19 protein-coding genes are annotated in these 17937 nt (G+C 65.5%); 4 read left to right on the top strand and 15 right to left on the bottom strand.

Annotation, left to right across the window (positions count from 1 at the left end):
- Positions 1-2: 2 nt before the first annotated feature.
- The 12 genes from ilvD to J0H39_09355 form a co-directional block, all read right to left on the bottom strand.
- Positions 3-1733 (bottom strand): dihydroxy-acid dehydratase, encoded by a 1731-nt coding sequence (ilvD, locus tag J0H39_09410; GenBank protein MBN9496963.1) that lies wholly within the window; start codon positions 1731-1733, stop codon positions 3-5.
- A 54-nt stretch (positions 1734-1787) separates the two neighbouring features.
- A complete protein-coding gene (locus J0H39_09405; protein ID MBN9496962.1) occupies positions 1788-3020 on the bottom strand; it encodes an MFS transporter in 1233 nt (410 codons plus the stop codon).
- 1 nt (position 3021) lies between these two features.
- Positions 3022-3492 carry a nucleoside deaminase gene (locus J0H39_09400; GenBank protein ID MBN9496961.1) on the bottom strand — a complete coding sequence of 157 codons (471 nt, stop codon included), beginning with the start codon at positions 3490-3492 and terminating at the stop codon, positions 3022-3024.
- Positions 3489-3911: a response regulator gene (locus J0H39_09395; protein MBN9496960.1), complete on the bottom strand. Its 423-nt coding sequence runs from the start codon at positions 3909-3911 to the stop codon at positions 3489-3491. Before J0H39_09395 ends, J0H39_09400 begins: the two co-directional genes overlap by 4 nt.
- Positions 3911-6208 carry a response regulator gene (locus J0H39_09390; protein MBN9496959.1) on the bottom strand — a complete coding sequence of 766 codons (2298 nt, stop codon included), beginning with the start codon at positions 6206-6208 and terminating at the stop codon, positions 3911-3913. The genes J0H39_09395 and J0H39_09390 overlap by 1 nt, the downstream gene beginning before the upstream one ends.
- A 14-nt stretch (positions 6209-6222) precedes the next feature.
- The gene (locus tag J0H39_09385) at positions 6223-6573 is read right to left on the bottom strand and encodes a hypothetical protein (protein MBN9496958.1); all 351 of its coding nucleotides are present in this window, start codon (positions 6571-6573) and stop codon (positions 6223-6225) included.
- Positions 6574-6636: 63 nt separating this feature from the next.
- Entirely contained in the window at positions 6637-8217 is a 1581-nt protein-coding gene (locus J0H39_09380; protein ID MBN9496957.1) for a CHAD domain-containing protein, read from the bottom strand.
- Positions 8218-8361: 144 nt separating this feature from the next.
- A complete protein-coding gene (locus J0H39_09375) occupies positions 8362-9141 on the bottom strand; it encodes an SDR family oxidoreductase (protein MBN9496956.1) in 780 nt (259 codons plus the stop codon).
- Between the two features lie 5 nt (positions 9142-9146).
- Entirely contained in the window at positions 9147-9809 is a 663-nt protein-coding gene (locus J0H39_09370) for a hypothetical protein (protein MBN9496955.1), read from the bottom strand.
- Positions 9806-10831 carry an AI-2E family transporter gene (locus tag J0H39_09365; protein MBN9496954.1) on the bottom strand — a complete coding sequence of 342 codons (1026 nt, stop codon included), beginning with the start codon at positions 10829-10831 and terminating at the stop codon, positions 9806-9808. The genes J0H39_09370 and J0H39_09365 overlap by 4 nt, the downstream gene beginning before the upstream one ends.
- A 50-nt stretch (positions 10832-10881) precedes the next feature.
- Positions 10882-11490, bottom strand: coding sequence for a CDP-alcohol phosphatidyltransferase family protein (locus J0H39_09360; GenBank protein MBN9496953.1), 609 nt, complete (start codon positions 11488-11490; stop codon positions 10882-10884).
- Positions 11444-12550 (bottom strand): DUF2066 domain-containing protein, encoded by a 1107-nt coding sequence (locus J0H39_09355; GenBank protein ID MBN9496952.1) that lies wholly within the window; start codon positions 12548-12550, stop codon positions 11444-11446. The genes J0H39_09360 and J0H39_09355 overlap by 47 nt, the downstream gene beginning before the upstream one ends.
- Positions 12551-12635: 85 nt before the next feature.
- On the opposite strand from J0H39_09355, the gene J0H39_09350 reads away from it, so the two are divergent.
- From J0H39_09350 to J0H39_09335, 4 genes are read left to right on the top strand one after another with little or no spacing between them, the layout of a single operon-like run.
- Positions 12636-13697 carry a phosphoribosylformylglycinamidine cyclo-ligase gene (locus tag J0H39_09350; protein ID MBN9496951.1) on the top strand — a complete coding sequence of 354 codons (1062 nt, stop codon included), beginning with the start codon at positions 12636-12638 and terminating at the stop codon, positions 13695-13697.
- A 5-nt stretch (positions 13698-13702) separates the two neighbouring features.
- On the top strand, positions 13703-14323 hold the full coding sequence (locus tag J0H39_09345) for a phosphoribosylglycinamide formyltransferase (GenBank protein ID MBN9496950.1): 621 nt from the start codon (positions 13703-13705) through the stop codon (positions 14321-14323).
- Between the two features lie 54 nt (positions 14324-14377).
- A complete protein-coding gene (locus J0H39_09340; protein MBN9496949.1) occupies positions 14378-14545 on the top strand; it encodes an aa3-type cytochrome c oxidase subunit IV in 168 nt (55 codons plus the stop codon).
- A gap of 11 nt (positions 14546-14556) precedes the next feature.
- A complete protein-coding gene (locus J0H39_09335; GenBank protein ID MBN9496948.1) occupies positions 14557-15324 on the top strand; it encodes a DUF2927 domain-containing protein in 768 nt (255 codons plus the stop codon).
- 12 nt (positions 15325-15336) lie between these two features.
- On the opposite strand, the gene J0H39_09330 is transcribed toward J0H39_09335, so the two are convergent.
- From J0H39_09330 to J0H39_09320, 3 genes are all read right to left on the bottom strand, one after another.
- The gene (locus tag J0H39_09330) at positions 15337-15741 is read right to left on the bottom strand and encodes a GFA family protein (protein ID MBN9496947.1); all 405 of its coding nucleotides are present in this window, start codon (positions 15739-15741) and stop codon (positions 15337-15339) included.
- A gap of 2 nt (positions 15742-15743) precedes the next feature.
- Entirely contained in the window at positions 15744-16166 is a 423-nt protein-coding gene (ndk, locus tag J0H39_09325; GenBank protein MBN9496946.1) for a nucleoside-diphosphate kinase, read from the bottom strand.
- 88 nt (positions 16167-16254) lie between these two features.
- The gene (locus J0H39_09320) at positions 16255-17808 is read right to left on the bottom strand and encodes an inverse autotransporter beta domain-containing protein (protein ID MBN9496945.1); all 1554 of its coding nucleotides are present in this window, start codon (positions 17806-17808) and stop codon (positions 16255-16257) included.
- Positions 17809-17937: the final 129 nt, after the last annotated feature.

Raw genomic sequence — 17937 nt, 5'->3', positions numbered from 1 at the left:
CCTTAGCTCCGCGAGTAGTCGAAGGTTTCCTTCGAAGCACCCGGATGCGTGACCGCGCCCTTCTCGGCCGAGCCCACGGTCGTCGAATACTTCCAGATCGAACCCGACTGGTATTCGTGCGGACGCGGTTTCCAGGCTTCCTTGCGCCTGGCCATCTCCTCGGCCGACACGTCGACGTCCAACGTGCCTTTTTCGGCGTCGATAGTGATGATGTCGCCATCCTTCAGCAGGCCGATCGGACCGCCGACCGCCGCTTCGGGTCCGACATGGCCCACGCAGAAGCCGCGCGTACCGCCCGAGAAACGCCCGTCGGTGATCAGCGCGATCTCGTCGCCCTTGCCCCAACCGTAAAGAGCGGCGGTCGTCGACAGCATCTCGCGCATGCCGGGGCCGCCCTTGGGCCCTTCGTAGCGGATGACCATGACTTCGCCGTCTTTAAGGTCGCGCTTCAGCACGGCGGCCAAGGCTTCTTCCTCGCGGTCGAAACAGCGCGCCGGGCCCTTGAAGGTCAGCTTCTTCAAACCCGCGATCTTCACGATGGCGCCTTCGGTCGCGAGATTGCCCTTGAGGCCGACGACGCCGCCCGTGGTCGAGATCGGGTTTTTGACGCGATAGACGATCTTCTTTTCCTGGTTTTCCGGGAACTTCACGTCTTTGAGGTTCTCGGCCATCGTCTTGCCGGTGACGGTGATGCAGTCGCCGTGCAGGAAGCCGGAGTCCAGCAGCTCCTTCATCACGACCGGAATGCCGCCGACCGAGTAAAGGTCGAACGCCGTGTATTTGCCGCCGGGCATCATGTCGGCGATGTAGGGCGTCGAGCGGAAGATGCGCGCGACTTCGTGCAGGTCAAAATCGATACCCGCTTCGTTGGCGAGGGCCGGCAAATGCAGTGCCGCATTGGTCGACCCGCCCGTGGCGGCGACGACGCGCGCGGCGTTTTCCAGCGATTTGCGGGTGACGATGTCGCGCGGGCGCAGACCCTGCGCGATCAGATTCATGATCTGCTCGCCCGACTGATAGCACCAGCGGTCGCGGCTTTCATAGGGTGCGGGCGTGCCGGCCGAACCCGGCAGCGCCAGGCCGATCGCCTCGGAGACGCAGGCCATCGTGTTGGCCGTGAACTGGCCGCCGCAAGCGCCGCCCGTGGGCAGCGCGACTTGCTCAAGATGCTCGAGCTCGGCATCCGTCATCTTGCCCGAGGCGTTCTTGCCCACGCCCTCGAACACGTCGACGATCGTCACGTCGCGGCCCTGGAATTTGCCCGGCATGATCGTGCCGCCATAGATGAAGATCGAGGGCACGTTCAAACGCACCATCGACATCATCAATCCCGGCAGCGCCTTGTCGCAGCCCGCGAGACCGACCAGCGCGTCGTAGCAATGGCCGCGCACGGTGAGTTCGATCGAGTCCGCGATCACTTCGCGGCTGGCGAGCGAGGCCTTCATGCCCGCATGGCCCATCGCGATGCCGTCGGTCACGGTGATGGTGGTGAATTCGCGCGGCGTGCCGCCGGCCGACGAAACGCCCTTCTTCACCGCCTGCGCCTGGCGCGACAGCGTGATGTTGCAGGGGGCCGCCTCGTTCCACGTCGTGACGACGCCGACCAGCGGCTGGGCGATCTGTTCCTTGGTCAGGCCCATCGCATAGAGCATCGCGCGGTGCGCGGCACTGGTCGGCCCCACGGTCGTGTGGCGGCTGGGCAGCTTCGATTTGTCGAATTTCGTCGCGGACATAACAGGACTCCTCCCGGGAACCGGACGCGAAGGTAGCGTTTCAAGGCCTCGTTGTTAAAGGGTTTTTGCCGGGGCCGGCTCGCGCATCAGCCATGCCGACAGCGCGCCCAAAACCGCCACGGCCAGCAAGATCGAGAACCCCTGCTCGAAAGCCGCCGGCGAATAAACGCGGCTGCCGCCCGAAAGCGCGCCGTCCCACGCGCGATCGAGCAGCGCGCCGATGGCGGGCTGCAGCACCGCCCCCGACCCCACCACGGCGGTGTTCACCAGCCCATAGGCCGCCCCGCTGGCATGGGCCGGCGAATGGTCGCGCGCATGGGCATAGGAGATCACCATCGACGACGCGCATACGCCGTTGACGAACATCAACACCGCGAGCGCGGGTAATCCCAGGCCCGGCCAGTAGAGGATCGCGGCGAGCGAAATCGCCATAGCCGCGCTGAGCAGGCGCATCGGGCCGACGCGCCGTCCCAAGCGATCGACGACATAGCCGATGATCGGCGCCCCGATCCCCCAGCCCGCGAACATGGCCGAGCTCAACAGCGCCGCCGATCCGCGCTCCAGCCCATGCGCTTGCATCAGCCACGGCACGGCCCAAAGTGCCGCGAAGGACTGCATCGTGCCGGTCATCGCGAAACCATAGACCGTCGCGATCCACACATCGCGCGCGCGCAACACGCCACGCAAGCCGGCGGCGAAACTGCCCGTCACGTGCGCCGGTGCGGTACGCTTGTCGGCGATCACGACGAAGATCGCGACCGCGAGCAACGCGCCGAACACGGCGAGGGCCCCCAGCGTGCCGCGCCAGCCCCACGCATCGACCGACAGCGCCAACGGCGCTTGGCCGAAAATCGCACCGATCATGCCGAACAATTGCGCGATCCCGGTCAGCATCGCGAAACGCGTCGGCGGGAACCATAGCGTGGCGACGGTCAGCACGCCGACCCAGCCGAACGCCGCGCCGATGCCGACCAGCAAGCGGCCGAGATAGGCGATCTCGATCGTCGGGGCGATCGCGAAGATGACGGCCCCGATCGACGACACGCCGACCGCGAAGCTCATCAGCCGGCGCGGCCCGAACCGGTCCATCAACATGCCGACGGGGATTTGCAGCGGCGCGTAGCCGTAGAAATAGAAAGCCGCGAGATTGCCGAGCACCGCAGCACCGACGGCGAATTCCGCCATCAACTCGCCGACGATGACCGACGGCGCCACGCGTTGCACGAACGCATAGGTGAAGAACGACGCCGCCAGGACAAAGGCGAAGACCGCGCGGCCGCCGGTCATTTCAATAGGCGACCTTGTCGGGCTTGACGAACCATTCGGCGAAAACCGCGCGCGCTTCGTCGCGCAGCACGTTCGATGTGGGCAGGTCGCGCTTGTCGATATCCTTGGCGACTTCGACGTAGAACGCCTCGTCGTCGAATTCGATCTCGGCCGCGTCGCGCCGGTTGGCGGCGTAGCACATGCGTTCGGCGCGCGACCACAGGATCGCGCACAGGCACATCGGGCACGGCTCGCAGCTCGTATAGACCGTCGCGCCGGTCAGATCGAACGTGCCGAGGGCCTTGCAGGCCTCGCGGATCGCCACGATCTCGGCATGGGCCGTGGGATCGTTGGTCGAGGTGACGCGGTTCCACCCTTCGCCGACGATCTTGCCGTCTTTGACGACGACCGCGCCGAACGGACCGCCCGCGCCCGACATCGAATGTTCGCGCGCCAACTCGATCGCGCGGCGCATATAGATCTCGTCCGTCATTTCTTCGCTTTCGCCGCGACCACGGCCGCGATCTTCTGCCCAAGCTGAGCGGGGGAAAAAGGTTTGACGACATAGGCGTCCACGCCGTTGTCGCGCGCCTCGACGACGAATTCGGGCGAGGCCTTGCCCGTCAGCATGATGAACGGCATCCCTGCCCACTTCATGCGGACGGCTTTGAGCAGTTGCAGGCCGCTCATCTCCGGCATGTTCCAGTCGGAGATGATCAGATCGAAGCGCTGCGTACCGGAATTGAGCACGTCCAGCGCCTCGGCGCCGTCCTTGGCGGTGCTGATATAAGGCACCTTCAATTGGCGCAGCACGGTCTGCGCGATCTTGATCGCGAAGGCGTCGTCCTCGACCAGCAGCACGGACAGATTGGCGAAAAGCGGATCGCCGGGCGCGCCTTGTTGCGTGTTCATCAATTCACCGTTTCCTCGCCGGCCGCGATCGCCGCATAGCGCGCGCGCAAAGCCGACACACCTTCGGCCGCCGCGCCGGCCAATCTATCCGAGGACGCTTCCATCGTCGACCGATCGCGCTTTCCCCCCGCCGCTTCGATCGCATCGGCCAGTTGGAACACGCGCGCGAGGCCCATATTGGCGGCGGCACTTTTCAAGGAATGCGCGGCCCGCGTCCATACGACCAAATCGTCCGACGCGCGCGCCCGCGCGATCTGGGCGACGGCCTCGTCGGCGCTCGCCGCGAAATCGTCGACCAGCATTGCCACGGTATCGGCGCCGATCTGGCTTTCCAGCGTGGCGATGACATTCGCATCGAGCACCGCATCGCTCGCCGCAAGCAGATCTTGCGTCGAAACGGGCGCGGCCGCCGGTGCCGCCGCGCACAACGCGGCGAACAGCTTTTCCGGCACGATCGGCTTGGCGATGTAATCGTTCATACCCGCTTCCAGGCACCGGTCGATATCGGCCTGCAACGCGCCCGCCGTGGCGGCGATGATGCGCACCGTGCCGCGCGGCGCCGGCAAGGCGCGGATCGCCTTGGTCGCCTCGATGCCGTCCATATTCGGCATATGCATATCCATCAGCACGACGTCGTAATCATTGGCGGTCGCCAGCGCCAAAGCGGCACGGCCGTCATTGGCGACGTCCACGCTATGGCCGCCGGGTTTCAGCAGGCCGAGCGCCACTTTCTGGTTCACGATGTTGTCTTCGGCCAGCAAAATACGCAGCGGTCGCAGATCGCCGCCGATTTCCGCCGCATGATCGATCTCCGCGGGTTCGACGCCGGCGGGCAGGTCGAGCGTGAAATGGAACTCCGAGCCTTCGCCCGGCGCGCTGACGACGCCGATATCGCCGCCCATCGCGTTGACCAGCCGGCGGCTGATGGCGAGGCCCAATCCTGTTCCGCCGAAGCGCCGCGTAATCGAGGAATCGGCCTGCACGAAACTGCCGAACAATTTGGCCTGTGCTTCCTTGGAAATGCCGATGCCGGTATCGCGCACCGAAACGCGCAAGCGCACGCGCCCGCCGCTTTCCGATCCGGCCGCGACGATGGTGACGCCGCCCTTTTCGGTGAATTTGATCGCGTTGCCGGTGAGGTTCAGCAGCACCTGACGCAAACGGCCGGGATCGCCCTTCAGGAAGCGCGGCACGCCGGAATCGCATCGCTCGACCAGGAATATCCCCTTTTCCGCCGCTTTCGAGGCCATCAGCGCGCCGACATCCTCCAGCATGCGGCGGAAATCGAAATCGATACTTTCGACGTCGAGTTTGCCCGCTTCGAGCTTCGAATAATCGAGCACGTCGTTGAGGATTTGCAGCAGCGCCTCGCCGCTATCGAGCACGATGCGCGCGTTCTCGCGCTGCTCCCGCGTCAACTCCGATTTCAGCAGCAAGCGCGACATGCCGATAATGCCGTTCATCGGCGTGCGGATCTCGTGGCTCATCATCGCGAGGAATTCGGATTTCGCCTTCGTCGCCGCTTCGGCCTCGTCGCGCGCGCCGCTGATCTCGCCCATGACGCGTTTGAACACCGTCATGGCGCGCGCCGTATCGCCCAACTCGTCCTTGCGGTCGACATAGAGGACGTGCACGTCGTCGTCGCCGCGCGCGATGCGGCGCATCTTGCGGTTTAGCGCGTTGAGCGGCAGCACGATGTCGCGCACCAGCAAGGCCGCGACCGCGAACAGCACCAATGCCGTGCCCGCGATAACGGCCATCAGGTAATCGCGCGTTTCGTCGATGCGTGCGGCGGCTTCCTCGCGGAAGACATAACCTTCGTCGGCGGCGATCTGGGTCAGGATCTCCAACTCGCCGCGGATCTTGAAACCGAGTTCGCGGGCCGCTTCGGACACGGTGCCGGGGCCCGACGCCACGCGCGCCGCGCGGATCGCCTTTTCCCATGCGTCGAGATCGTTGATTATACCGGCGATCAATTCGGGCACGTCGGGCGAAGCCGAACGCTGTCCGGCGACGGCAAGGTCCTTGCGGAAATCCTCGACCAGCCGCTCGATCTCGCGCATCGCGGACTCGTCGGGCGCGGCGCCCATTTCGTGTTCGCGCCGCTGCAGAACGGCGAAATCGGTCTGCGCCAAACGCGTGAAATTGATCGCCTGCAACGGCCCGTCGAACATTTGCATAGTCAGCGAGCCGAGCGTGCGCGTCGCGTCGAACGCGCCCACACCCAGCGTGCCGACCGCCGCCAGCGCCAACAGGAACGCGGCGATGAGTTTGACGCGAAGCGACAGGCGCGACATGGCCGGGCGGCGGCCTATTGAACCACGGTCACGGTCATTTCCATGCGCGGATGGATCCGGCAATTGACCGTGAAGGTTCCGGGACGCCGGAACGGCACGCCGACACGGCTGTTCGGCGCTTGGCGGCCGATATCGAACTCGCCGCCCGGCGTTTCGGAGAACACGTTATGACCGAAGCGGTCCTCGTTGATATAGACGACCTGACCGCCGGCCCGGATCGTCACCGCGCGTTTGTCGAAATCGATGTCGCGCTGCACGACCACGATCTCGCCCGGTGCGGCTTGCGCGAAGACGAAACTCGCGGCCGAAAAACCGCCCGCGATGCCGATCGCCGCCGCCAAGACGGGTACAATGTGAATACGCATTCGCGGAACTCCCTGGCGTGCAGAATAGCCTTGCCGGAGATTTCGCGCAAAACCGGGAAAACGTTACTTCCAGAAGGGCTTGCGGCGGCGGAATTCGTCCCAAACGCCCGGCAATTCCTCGAGATCGGACTTGATCCGGGCGGCGATCCAGCCCGTGACGATGCCGTCGGCGCGCGCCAAAACCTCCGGCGACAAATCCTTCGACGACTTGCCCAGCCGCGCGATCAGCGCCTTGGCGACGACCGCGTCGTTGAGCGCGCCCAGATGTTCCTGCACGCCGGCCAACGCGTCGAGATAGGCGCTTGCGGATTTCTTGGAATAAAGGCCGCGGAAGAACTCGGCGGCGTAGCGCAGCTTCTTGCAGCGGATGCGAAGCTCGTGAAGTTCGACTTCCTCCAGATCGCCGATCTGCTCGCCCAAGCTCTCGACCTTGCGATGGAGCTTCTTGAGCGTCGCGGCGGCGAATTCCTCCGCCGGCAGCAACGCCCAGCTGCCCATGCCTTCGCGCCAAGCGCCCTTCTCCCACCACGCTTCGACGTCGAGCAGCGCTTGGGTCAAACGCGGGCTCGCCAAGGTCGCCGTCACGTCGGCGTAGCTGCGTTTGCGCGCGCGATCGGCGGCGGCGGCCACATTGGCCAAGGCGGGATCGTCCTCGACATGTTCGGCCAGCGGCTTCAGCAATTCGCTGCGGAATACGTCCCAGTCGCGCGCCTGACCGCAGGCGGACGCGATCCAGCGCAATTCCTCCGACATCGTCTTGCGATCGTCCTCGGGCAGGATGTCGCGGAACGCCGACAGGGCCGAGCGCAGGCGGCGCAGCGCCACGCGCAGCTGATGCACGCCTTCGACGAAGGGTTTGCCGCGCACCAGCGATTCATTGGCGCGCATATGCCGGAAGCACGCGCGGCCGATCAGCGCGAACGCTTCGGCCGTCGTCGTTTCCGGCGCCAAGCGGATGGGTGCGGCGCGCACCGCCGACGGCGATTTTCCCGCGCCTTTCTTGTCGAGTAGCGCGTAGCCGCGCTCGGCCTTCGTGCGCGCTTCCACGCTGGCGGGCACGATATTCGCGATATCGCGCGCGAGCCCGTAAAGATCGGCGGGATCGCCGTCCTTCAATTCGAGTTCGACTTCCGCGATCGGCGCGCTGCCCTTGCCGGCCGAAATCTCGCCCTTGTCGAACGCCATTTCGATATCGGAAACGCCATAGCGCACGCGCCAGGCTTGGCGGCGGAAATCGGTCGTGAACAACGGCGCCAAACCGGCCTGGATCTTGGGCTTGCCCAAAACCTTGCGCACGTTCTTGTCGCCGATTTCGGCGATCCAGGCCTCGTCCAGCACCGGCGTTTCGCCGACGATCTCGCGTTCCCATTCGCCGCGCGCGAGGCCGGCGATCTCCGGCGCGGCCGCCGTCTTGACCGTCTGGATGCGCCGGCGCCCGTCGCGGCGCACGCGCAAGGCAAGCTCGGCTTCGGCCAAGCGGCGATCGGCGGTGTCGAAATAGGTGGTGACGTAGCGTTTGCGGATCGGGGCTTTCGACGCGAACAACGCGGACAAACGCGGCGCGCGGACCAATTTGGCAAAGGCTTCGGCCGGGACGGCGAGCTTCAGCTCGATCTCCGTCGCGTTTTTGGCTTCGCTCGACACTGCTGCGCCCTCGTTTGCCCGGCGCGGCAGACCTTAGGGGGCCCCTTGAGGGGCGGCAACTGGCAAAGAATTACTCTTTAATGACATGCAAATTCCCCCTGTAATTATAAAGGATTACAGGGGGACTCTAAGCTAATGCACGAATTATAACGTGCCCGGGAAGGCGCCGCCGTCGAGCAGGATATTCTGGCCGACGATGTAGCCCGCATGGACGCTGCACAGGAAGGCGCAGGCCGCCCCAAATTCCTCGGCCGTGCCGAAGCGCTCGGCCGGATTGGCTTTGCGCCGCGCCTCGGCCACCTGCTCGATCGGCTGACCGCTGGTTTTGGACGCGGCGGTGAACAGCGAGCGCAAGCGATCCGTCTCGAACGGGCCCGGCAGCAACCCGTTGATCGTGACGTTGTGCTTGGCGACCTGGCGCGACAGCCCGGCGACGAAGCCGGTCAGGCCGGTCCGCGCGCCATTCGACAGGCCGAGCTGCGCGATCGGCGCCTTCACGGCGCCCGAGGTGATGTTGACGATGCGGCCGAATTTGCGGCCGATCATGCCGTCGATCGTCGCCTTGATCAGCATGATCGGCGTGATCATGTTGCCTTCGACCGCTTTGTGCCACGCGGCCTCGTCCCATTCGCGGAAATCGCCAGCCGGCGGACCGCCCGCATTGTTGATCAGGATGTCGGGATCCGGGCACGCGGCGAGCAATTTGGCGCGGCCTTCGGCGGTCGTCACGTCGGCGGCGACAGCGGTGACCTTCACGCCGTATTTGGCGCGCAGTTCGGCGGCCGTGGCTTCGAGCGCTTCGACACCACGCCCGTTGACGACGAGATCGACGCCTTCCGCCGCCAAGGCGGCCGCACAGCCCTTGCCCAAACCCTTCGAGCCCGCGCACACGATCGCCTTGCGGCCTTTCAATCCCAGATCCATCGTCCCTACTCCTCGGATGTCGTGGCGAATCCTTGCGCGGCGAGCACGTCGCGCGCAAGCGGTATGGAAATCGCCCGGCCTTGCGCCAAGGCGGCACGATCGAGCGCGTCGCTAACCCGCGCGACCGCGCCGAGCGATCGCTCAAGCCGGCGCGCGACGAAGCGTACCGTTTCGGGTGCCACGCGCAATTGGCGGTCGGCGAAGTGTTTGACCAGCACGGCTTCGACCAGCGCGTCGTCGGGCGCGCCCAACCCGACGGCGGGCAGCGCCTTCAAGCGCGAGGCGAGGTCGGGCAGCTTCACGTTCCAGCGCGCGGGCGGCGTGCGGGCCGTGATCAGCAAATGCCCGCGCCGTTCGGCGATCATGTTCAACAGATGGAAGAACGCGGTCTCGTCGGGTGCCACGCGATCCGCGTCGTCGAGCAGCCATTCGCGCGACTCATCGATGTCGCCGGCGACGGGTTTCGCCCCGCTGCGCGCGCGCCACGCCTGGGCCAAATGCGTTTTGCCGCTGCCCTCGGGCCCGTGAACGACCAAGCCGTGGCTCGGCCAGTCGGGCCATGAATCGAGCCACGCGACCGCCGCTTCGTTGGCGGGCGCGACGAGAAAATCCTCGCGCCCCAACGCCGATCGATGCGGCAGGTTGAAGGTCAGTTGCGTGGGGCTCATCGCCCCCGGCCGAGATAAAGCGACGAGCCGAGATAGCGTTTGAGCCCGTAGCGCAACAACACGCCGATCGCCGCGGCGATGGGTACGGCGAGCAACACGCCGGTGAAGCCGAACAGCGATGCGCCCGCCAGGATCGCCAGGATCATCCACACCGGATGCAAGCCGACGCGATCGCCGACGAGGTTGGGTGTGAGCACGCTGCCTTCCAGCAATTGACCGGCGATGTAAACGCCCGCGACGATCGCGATGCCGACCCAATCGCCGAATTGGAAGAACGCGATGGCGAGGCCCGTGACCGTGCCGAGGGTCACGCCGACGAACGGGATAAAGCCCAACAAGCCGGTCATCAATCCGACCAGCAAGCCGTAATTGAGGCCGGCGAGCGTCAGGCCCACGCCATAGAAAATGCCCAGGCACACGCAGACCAAGGCTTGGCCGCGCAGGAAGCCCGCAAGGCGTTCGTCGATTTCGTTGGCCACACCGCGCAGATCGTTCGCGTGGTCGCGCGGCAGCCACGTGTCGATCCGCGCCACGACCTTGTTCCAATCGCGGATCAGATAGAACGACACGACCGGCGTGATCAGCAGCAGCGAGATCAGATTGACGATGGCGATGCCGCTGGTCAGCACGCCGACGGCCGCACTCGCCAAGACCGACAGGACTTGGCGCGCGGCATCGCCCGCCCCGCGCAATTGCTGGGAGTCCGCGTGGCCGATCTGGGCGAAAAACTCCTCGAGATAGGGCCGGGCCCATTCGATGCCGTGGCGGATAACGACGGCGAGGCGTTCGGCAAGGCCGAAGATCTGCGTTTGCAGCACGGGGGCGAGCAGCGCCAGCGTGACGCCGACGGCGACGAAGAAGATCGCGGTCGCGATAGCGGCGCCGTAGGCGCGCGGCACGCCCGCCTTTTCCGCGCGATCGACGACGGGATCGAGCAGATAGGCGACCCCCGCCCCGACTAGGAACGGCAGCAGCACGGCCGAAAGCGCGTAGATCGTGAAGCCGAGCGCCCCCAGGATCATCAGCCACGCGACGAAACGGCCCCACGGAATTTGCGGCGAAGGTTCGGCGGTCATGACGGCTCTTCCTCCTGCGCGCTCATGATGCGCGTCCAGCGCACGAGATACGCAATACCCGACGCGAACGTCGTGATCCCGGCGAGTGCGACCAGCAGCCAAATCGGCGTGTCGAGATCGAGCCCCAGCCCCAATTTCGCCAGCACGGCGGCGGCGAGTGCGATCTGCACCGTGGTGTTGAGCTTGCTGACATACATGGGATCGGCCTTGAACGTGCCGGTGATCGCCACGGCCACCAGCGCCCCGCCGATGATCAGCAAGTCGCGGAACACGACCATGATCGCCAGCCAGACGGGAATATGCCCGATCCAGCCCAGAACGACGAATACCGAAACGAGCAGCGCCTTGTCGGCCAGCGGATCGAGATAGGAGCCGAGCTCGGTTTCCCAGCCGAAACGCTTGGCGAGGAAACCGTCGATCGCGTCCGTCAGGCCGGCCGCGACGAACAGCCAGAACGCCGCCGGGAAATGCTGGTCGAGCATCAGCCAGACGGCGACGGGCACGGCCATCAGGCGGCAGAACGACAGGATGTTGGGAAGATTGATCAAGTGCCGGCCGTCAACGTGTGGCCTGTCCCGCGATGGCGATGATCCACGCTTCGCCATCGGCGGCGAGCGTCAATTCACGCTGCGCCATCGCCGCGCGCAAGGTTTCGACCGCGCCGTCGTAATCCACGTCGACGATCAAACCGCCGCGCCCCATAGCCAATACGTCGATATTGCGGATGGCCGCGACCTCCGCCAAGCGCGCGCGCACGGCGACCCAATCGCGGATATCCTCGGCGCGGATCTGCGCGCGCAGCGTGCCGCCTTGCCCCGCCCCCGTGCCGACCAGCACTTCCTGTTTCCAGCGCTCCTCGATCTCGTTCGCCGCTTCCTGCGCCAAACGCTTGAACGCGGCTTCGAGATCTTCGCCCGGCTTCAGCGTTTCGATCTTCTGCCAGCTTTGATCCTGCGCACGGGCACCCACGCGATCGAAAGTCACGACCGCCAGAGTCTGGCCTTCGATCGTATCGACCTGCACGCGCACGACGATCGCCCCTTGCGCCTGATAGACTTCGGCCAGGCGGCGCAAAGCGGCCGCATCGCCGGCATCGGCCTGGGCGGCTTCAAGCGTGGCGATATCCTCGAGATTGCCTTCGGGCACGCGGCGCGGCTGCAAGCCGTCGTCGATGCCCAGCGCCACCCAGGCGCGCTTCCAGAGGTTTTCTTCTTCCCATAATTTGGGAATGCCGTTGTCGATCAGCAGCGGCACGATCAGCACGGCACGCGCGCGCGTTTCCGCGTAAGCGACTTCGCGGGTCCGGAAAAGATTGCGCACCCGCTCCGCCTCGAAGCGATAGGCCACGCGCCCGATCCAGCGATTGCCGGTCGCGCGCTCGGCTTCGATCTCGTAGCTTTCCAGCAATTCGGCGATCTGCGGGGCCGGCAACGAAGCGAGATTGCCGCGCCCGGCGACGGGCACCAAGCGCTCGACCAGCCGTCGCCACGCCAAACGCTGGCCTTCGGTCACGCCTTGATCGCGCGCCTGGGGGGCCGAGGGCGCGGTCCGGTCGATTTCCACGCCGCGTACGGTGAACACGCCGTCGCCCGCGCGCTGGGCGTGAACCGGCGGAGTCGCCGCCAACGCCACTAAAATCGCCAGTAGGAAGGCCCGCAACGCCATCCCAACCCTTTCCAAAACCGATATTTTTCCGGCCCTGTAACGAGCCGCGCCGGGGTGTTATAGCCGGTCCCGCAAAGGGGCGCCAATGACCACGAACCGCTATTCCGAAGCCGGTGTCGATATCGATGCGGGCGAAGCACTTGTCGAAGCGATCAAGCCGCTGGCCAAATCCACCCGCCGGCCGGGTTCCGAGGCCGGATTGGGCGGTTTCGGCGCGTTGTTCGACCTGAAAGCCGCCGGGTTCAAGGACCCGATCCTGGTCGCCACGACCGACGGCGTCGGCACGAAGCTGAAAATCGCCATCGAAAGCGGCCAGCACGACACGGTCGGGATCGACCTCGTCGCCATGTGCGTCAACGATTTGGTCGTCCAGGGCGCCGAGCCTTTGCTGTTCCTCGACTATTACGCGACCGGCAAGCTCGACGTCGCCGCCGGGACCGCGATCGTCAAAGGCATCGCCGAAGGCTGCCGCCAAGCGGGTTGCGCGCTGGTCGGGGGCGAAACCGCCGAAATGCCTGGCATGTATTCGAGCGGCGATTACGACCTCGCCGGTTTCTCGATCGGTGCCATGGAACGTGGTGCCGGCATCGACGGATCGACCGTGAAGGCGGGCGACGTGGTGGTCGGCCTCGCCTCGACCGGCGTGCATTCGAACGGCTTCTCGCTGGTGCGCAAAGTCGTCGCGGCCGCCGAACTCGCCTGGGATGCGCCCGCCCCGTTTGCCAACGATACGCTGGCGCGCGCGCTGCTCACCCCCACGCGCGTCTACGTGAAATCCTGCATCAAGCTCGTCCGCGCGGGCCACGCCAAGGCGCTTGCCCATATCACCGGCGGCGGTTTGGTGGAGAACGTGCCGCGCGTCCTGCCCGACGGCGTGCAAGTCCAGATCGACGCGCGTTCCTGGATCTTACCCCCGGTCTTCGCGTGGCTCGCGCGTGCGGGCAAGGTTTCGGCGGCCGAGATGGTGCGCGTGTTCAATTGCGGCGTGGGCATGGTCATGATCGTCGATCCCGCGCACAAGGACGCGGCGCTGAAGCTGGCACGCGAGCATGGCGAAACGGCGTTCGAGATCGGCGTGGTCGCCGACAAGCCCTCGGCCGAGGCGCCGGGCTGCGTCGTTGCCAATCTCGACGCGTGGAAGATCTGACGCGCATGAAACGCGTGCGGACCGCCGTGCTGATTTCCGGGCGCGGCTCCAACATGAAGGCGCTGCTCGACGCGGCGAAGGACCCCGCCTACCCGGCCGAGATCGTCCTGGTCGCCGCGAACGTGCCCGGGGCCGGCGGGCTCGACATCGCGCGTGCGGCCGGGATCGACACCGCGACGATCGACCATCGCGGCAAAGGCGGGCGCGAAGCCTTCGAACGCGAACTGCATGCGCGCCTGCTGGAAGCGCGCACGGAACTCGTCTGCCTCGCCGGGTTCATGCGGCTGCTGACGCCGTTCTTCGTCGATGCGTGGGCCGGCAAGATGCTGAATATCCACCCGTCGCTGCTGCCCGCCTTTCCGGGCCTCGACACGCATCAACGCGCCATCGATGCCGGGGCGAAGTTCGGCGGCTGCACGGTGCATTTCGTGACCAGCGAAATGGATGTGGGCCCGATCGTCGCCCAGGCGGCCGTGCCCATCCTGCCGGGCGACGACGCCCCTACCCTCGCCGCCCGCGTCTTGGTCGCCGAGCACAAGATCTACCCGGCCGCCTTGGCCGCGGTCGCATCGGGCAGGCCGGCACCGGCCGGCGCCGTCCCGACGGTCTATAATCCGCCTCTTTGACGAAAACCCAAGCTCGGCTATGTTCCGGGCGGAATTCACGAAACGGAGTCAGCTATGGCCGCCGCCCCGCAAGAAAACGACCCGAACTTCAAGCACGACATGACGCCGCATTTGGAAACCTGGGCGAATTTCAATTCGCTCGCCAAGTGGACGCTCGGCCTGACCGTGCTGCTCCTCATCCTGATGTGGGCCTTCTTGGTTCCGCACGGCAAGCCCGTCTGAGCTTCCGTCGCGTGAACCGCGCGACGTGGAAGGGCCGCCTCCTCGGGGCGGCCCTTTGTCTTTTTGGTTCAGCCGCGTTCGCGCAGACGCCGCCGGCGGCGATCGAGTTCGATCCGTCCAACGCGTTGCTGGCCGAATGGTTCGGCCGCGTGGCGCTGCAATCGGAAAACCGCCAGGGCATCGAGCGCCCGATCGTCAAATGGGCCGCACCGGTGCGCATCGGCGTGATGGGCGATCGCGTGCCGATCTTCCGCCCCTTCGTCGAGCGGCATGTCCAATTGCTGCGCCGGATCACCGGCCACGACATCCAGGTCATCACGGCGGGTCAGGCGAATTTCGTCGTCGTTTTCACGCCCGACATTTTCGCGCAGCCGCAAGGCAATGTGCGCAACGCCATGCGCGCGTTGATGGGCGGGGACGATGCGGCGCTGGAAGCCTTCGTCGCCAACCAGCCGCGCACGGCCAATTGCTATTTCAACGTTCGCGGCGGCGGCCAAGGCATCGCCGGCGCGCTGGCGGTCATCCCGTCGCAGCGCGATCCGTCGACCGCGTGGCGCTGCATCGTGGAGGAGATCACCCAGTCGCTGGGGCTGTTCAACGACAGCGAGCTCAACACCTATTCGATCTTCAACGATCGCACGCCTTATGTGGACCTGACGCCGCCGGACGAAATGATGCTGAAGCTGCTCTACGAGCCGCGCATGCGGATCGGAACGCCGCCGGCCGATGCGAAAGCCCTGGCGCGGCGGCTATTGGACGAGTGGCGGCCGGGGCGCTAAAGCGCCCGTCAATTAATTCTGCGGCGGATAACGCTCGAACATCGGCAGATCGTGCGCGGCTTCCATCCAGCCGATACGCTCGGCCGTTTGGATATGCGCGTGCGCGGGCAGCGCGTTCGGATCGTCGAATGTGGCGCTCTGCACGTCGGTGATGCCGGGCAGGATCGCCGCGTTCGTATAGAACAATCCGGTGCCGCAATCGGCGCAGAAATAGCGCCGTCCGTCCGTCGAGGACGCGTAGGTTTTCGTCGTGCCCTTGGTCGTCTTGACCGCGTCGGCCGGGAACATCGCCCAAGCGACCATCGGCGCGCCCGAATGCCGGCGGCAATCGGAACAATGGCAAAGCGCATGCGTCAGCGCTTCGCCATTGATCTCGTAGCGGACGGCGCCGCAGTGACAACCGCCCGCGATCTTCATCTTCAGCCGACGATTTCGAGGCCGGCGAAGAAGAACGCGACTTCGATCGCCGCGTTTTCGACGCTGTCCGAACCATGCGCCGAGTTCGCCTCGATCGATTCCGCGAATTCCTTGCGGATCGTGCCGGGGGCGGCGTTGGCCGGGTTGGTGGCGCCCATCACTTCGCGATATTTGGCGACGGCGTTTTCGCCTTCCAGCACCTGCACGACGACGGGGCCGGAGGTCATGAACGCGACCAGCGAGCCGAAGAACGGGCGTTCCTTGTGGACGCCGTAGAACGTCTCGGCCTGGGTCTTGGTCATCCAAATGCGCTTCTGGGCGACGATGCGCAGGCCCGACTTCTCGATCAGGGCGTTGATGGCGCCCGTCAGATTGCGGCGGGTCGCGTCGGGCTTGATGATCGAAAAGGTACGCTCGATGGCCATGGGTCTCTCGTATCCGTCTTGGAAAAGGGTCCGGGCTTATAGCCGCGCCCGGCCAAGGGGGCAACCCCCCCGCCCTTGCCCCCAGGAATTACGGACAGGTCGTCCCATTGGTGAATGCCACGGAACCGCTGGCGCTGGTCCCGTTGCATACGCCCGAACCGCGGATATTGCCCGTCGATCCGGCGTTAATCGTCGTCGTCCCGGTGGACCAGACGATATTGTTCGTGGTCCCGCCCGACGCACCGAGCGAATTATTCGATACCGTAACGGTCGTATTGTTGCTGTTTATCCCCAACGCGGTCAGCGTTTGGGCACCGCCGCTACCCGTAACGATGAGCGTGTTGCCGGCGATCGTCGCGGACGTGTTCTGACCGACGGCGATAGCTAGCGCCCCATTGGCGCCACTTTGCGTGGCGGTGATGCGATTGTTGAAGATATTTACGTTGGTGGAACCGTCCGTGACGAGAATGGTGCGCCCACCCGCACCGCCGCTATAGACGTTCGACACGGCCAATCCGGATACCGTACCGCCCGCATTGACCTGGATCGCGCTGGACGCGTTGGCGGCTGTTATCGTGGCGCCGGTATTGACGGTCGCCAAACGGCCCGACGCGCTTTGTACTGTCATCGTACCGGTCAAGGTTTGCCCCGTCGCCATATTCAGCAGCGTCGCGCCGGTATCGAAATTGCCGGACAGCAGAACCGTGCTGTTGTTGCCGGCGTTTGTGATGGCCGTCGCGAGATTGGCGCCGGTCGTCGTGGCGCTATTGAGCACGGTGAAAGCACCGCCGCCCGCTTTCGCCGTCGCGGCTTCCGGCGCGCCGAACGTGCCGGCCTGCGCGACGACGTCGATATCGCGCACGACCGGATCGGTCATGCGCCGCTCCATCGGCGTCAACGCGCGCGCCGGGCCGCCGCCCCATTGCAGCGGAACGCGCAACCGCGCCCCGAAAAAATTCTGCGCGCCGCGCGGCGTATCGCGCTGCCATTCGGCGCCCAACGACAGGCGCCCGCCGTTCCAAAGCCCGGGAACCTGATCGAGCACGAATTCCGCCCGCAATCGCGGCCCCGCGACATCGGGCAGCCTGTCTTCGGTGAAGCGGTAGCCGCCCGCATAAAGGCGGAATTGCTTGCCGTCTTCGGGCGCGAAAATCGGCGCGCGCCAGCCGATCTCGGCGTCGAAACCACCCATCGCGCGCTCTTCGCCGCCGCGGAAGATCACGGTCGTCCCAGATACCTCCGCCGTATTGAAGCGATCGACCTCGTAGACGCGCCGGCCCGTCGGCACATAGGCATTGGCGCGGAAATCCCAATCGAGCGACAGCGCTTCCAGGCCGAGCGTCGCTTGCGAGAAGGCGTTGCGCATCTCGGTCCGGCGCCGGTCGAAATAGCCGTAGGCGCCGAGGTTCCAGCCCGCGTCGAGCATGTGCCGAAGGCCGACGCCGAAATTGCCTTCCTGACTTTCGTTATCGTCCAAACGCGCGCGCAGATTGCCGAACAACAACGTCCGCGCGTTCTGCGCGAGCGGCACGAACATATCGGCCTCGCCCAGATCGCGCTTACTGCCGATCTTGCCTTCCAGATCGATATGCGCGCCCCATTTCGGCGGCTCGGCGCGACTATCGCCGGTCGAAAATCCCAACAGCGCAACAACGGCAATCGTTAAAACGGCATTTTTCATCCGTCATTAAATTAACGGGATTCCCGCAGTGATGGAAAGTGTGGATACGTGATTTTCCGAAATCACGGCCGTAAGTTTTCTTACGAACAC

It is taken from the genome of Alphaproteobacteria bacterium (assembly GCA_017308135.1).
GTDB lineage: Bacteria > Pseudomonadota > Alphaproteobacteria > CACIAM-22H2 > CACIAM-22H2 > Tagaea.
This window is presented reverse-complemented; position numbering and strand designations above follow the sequence as displayed.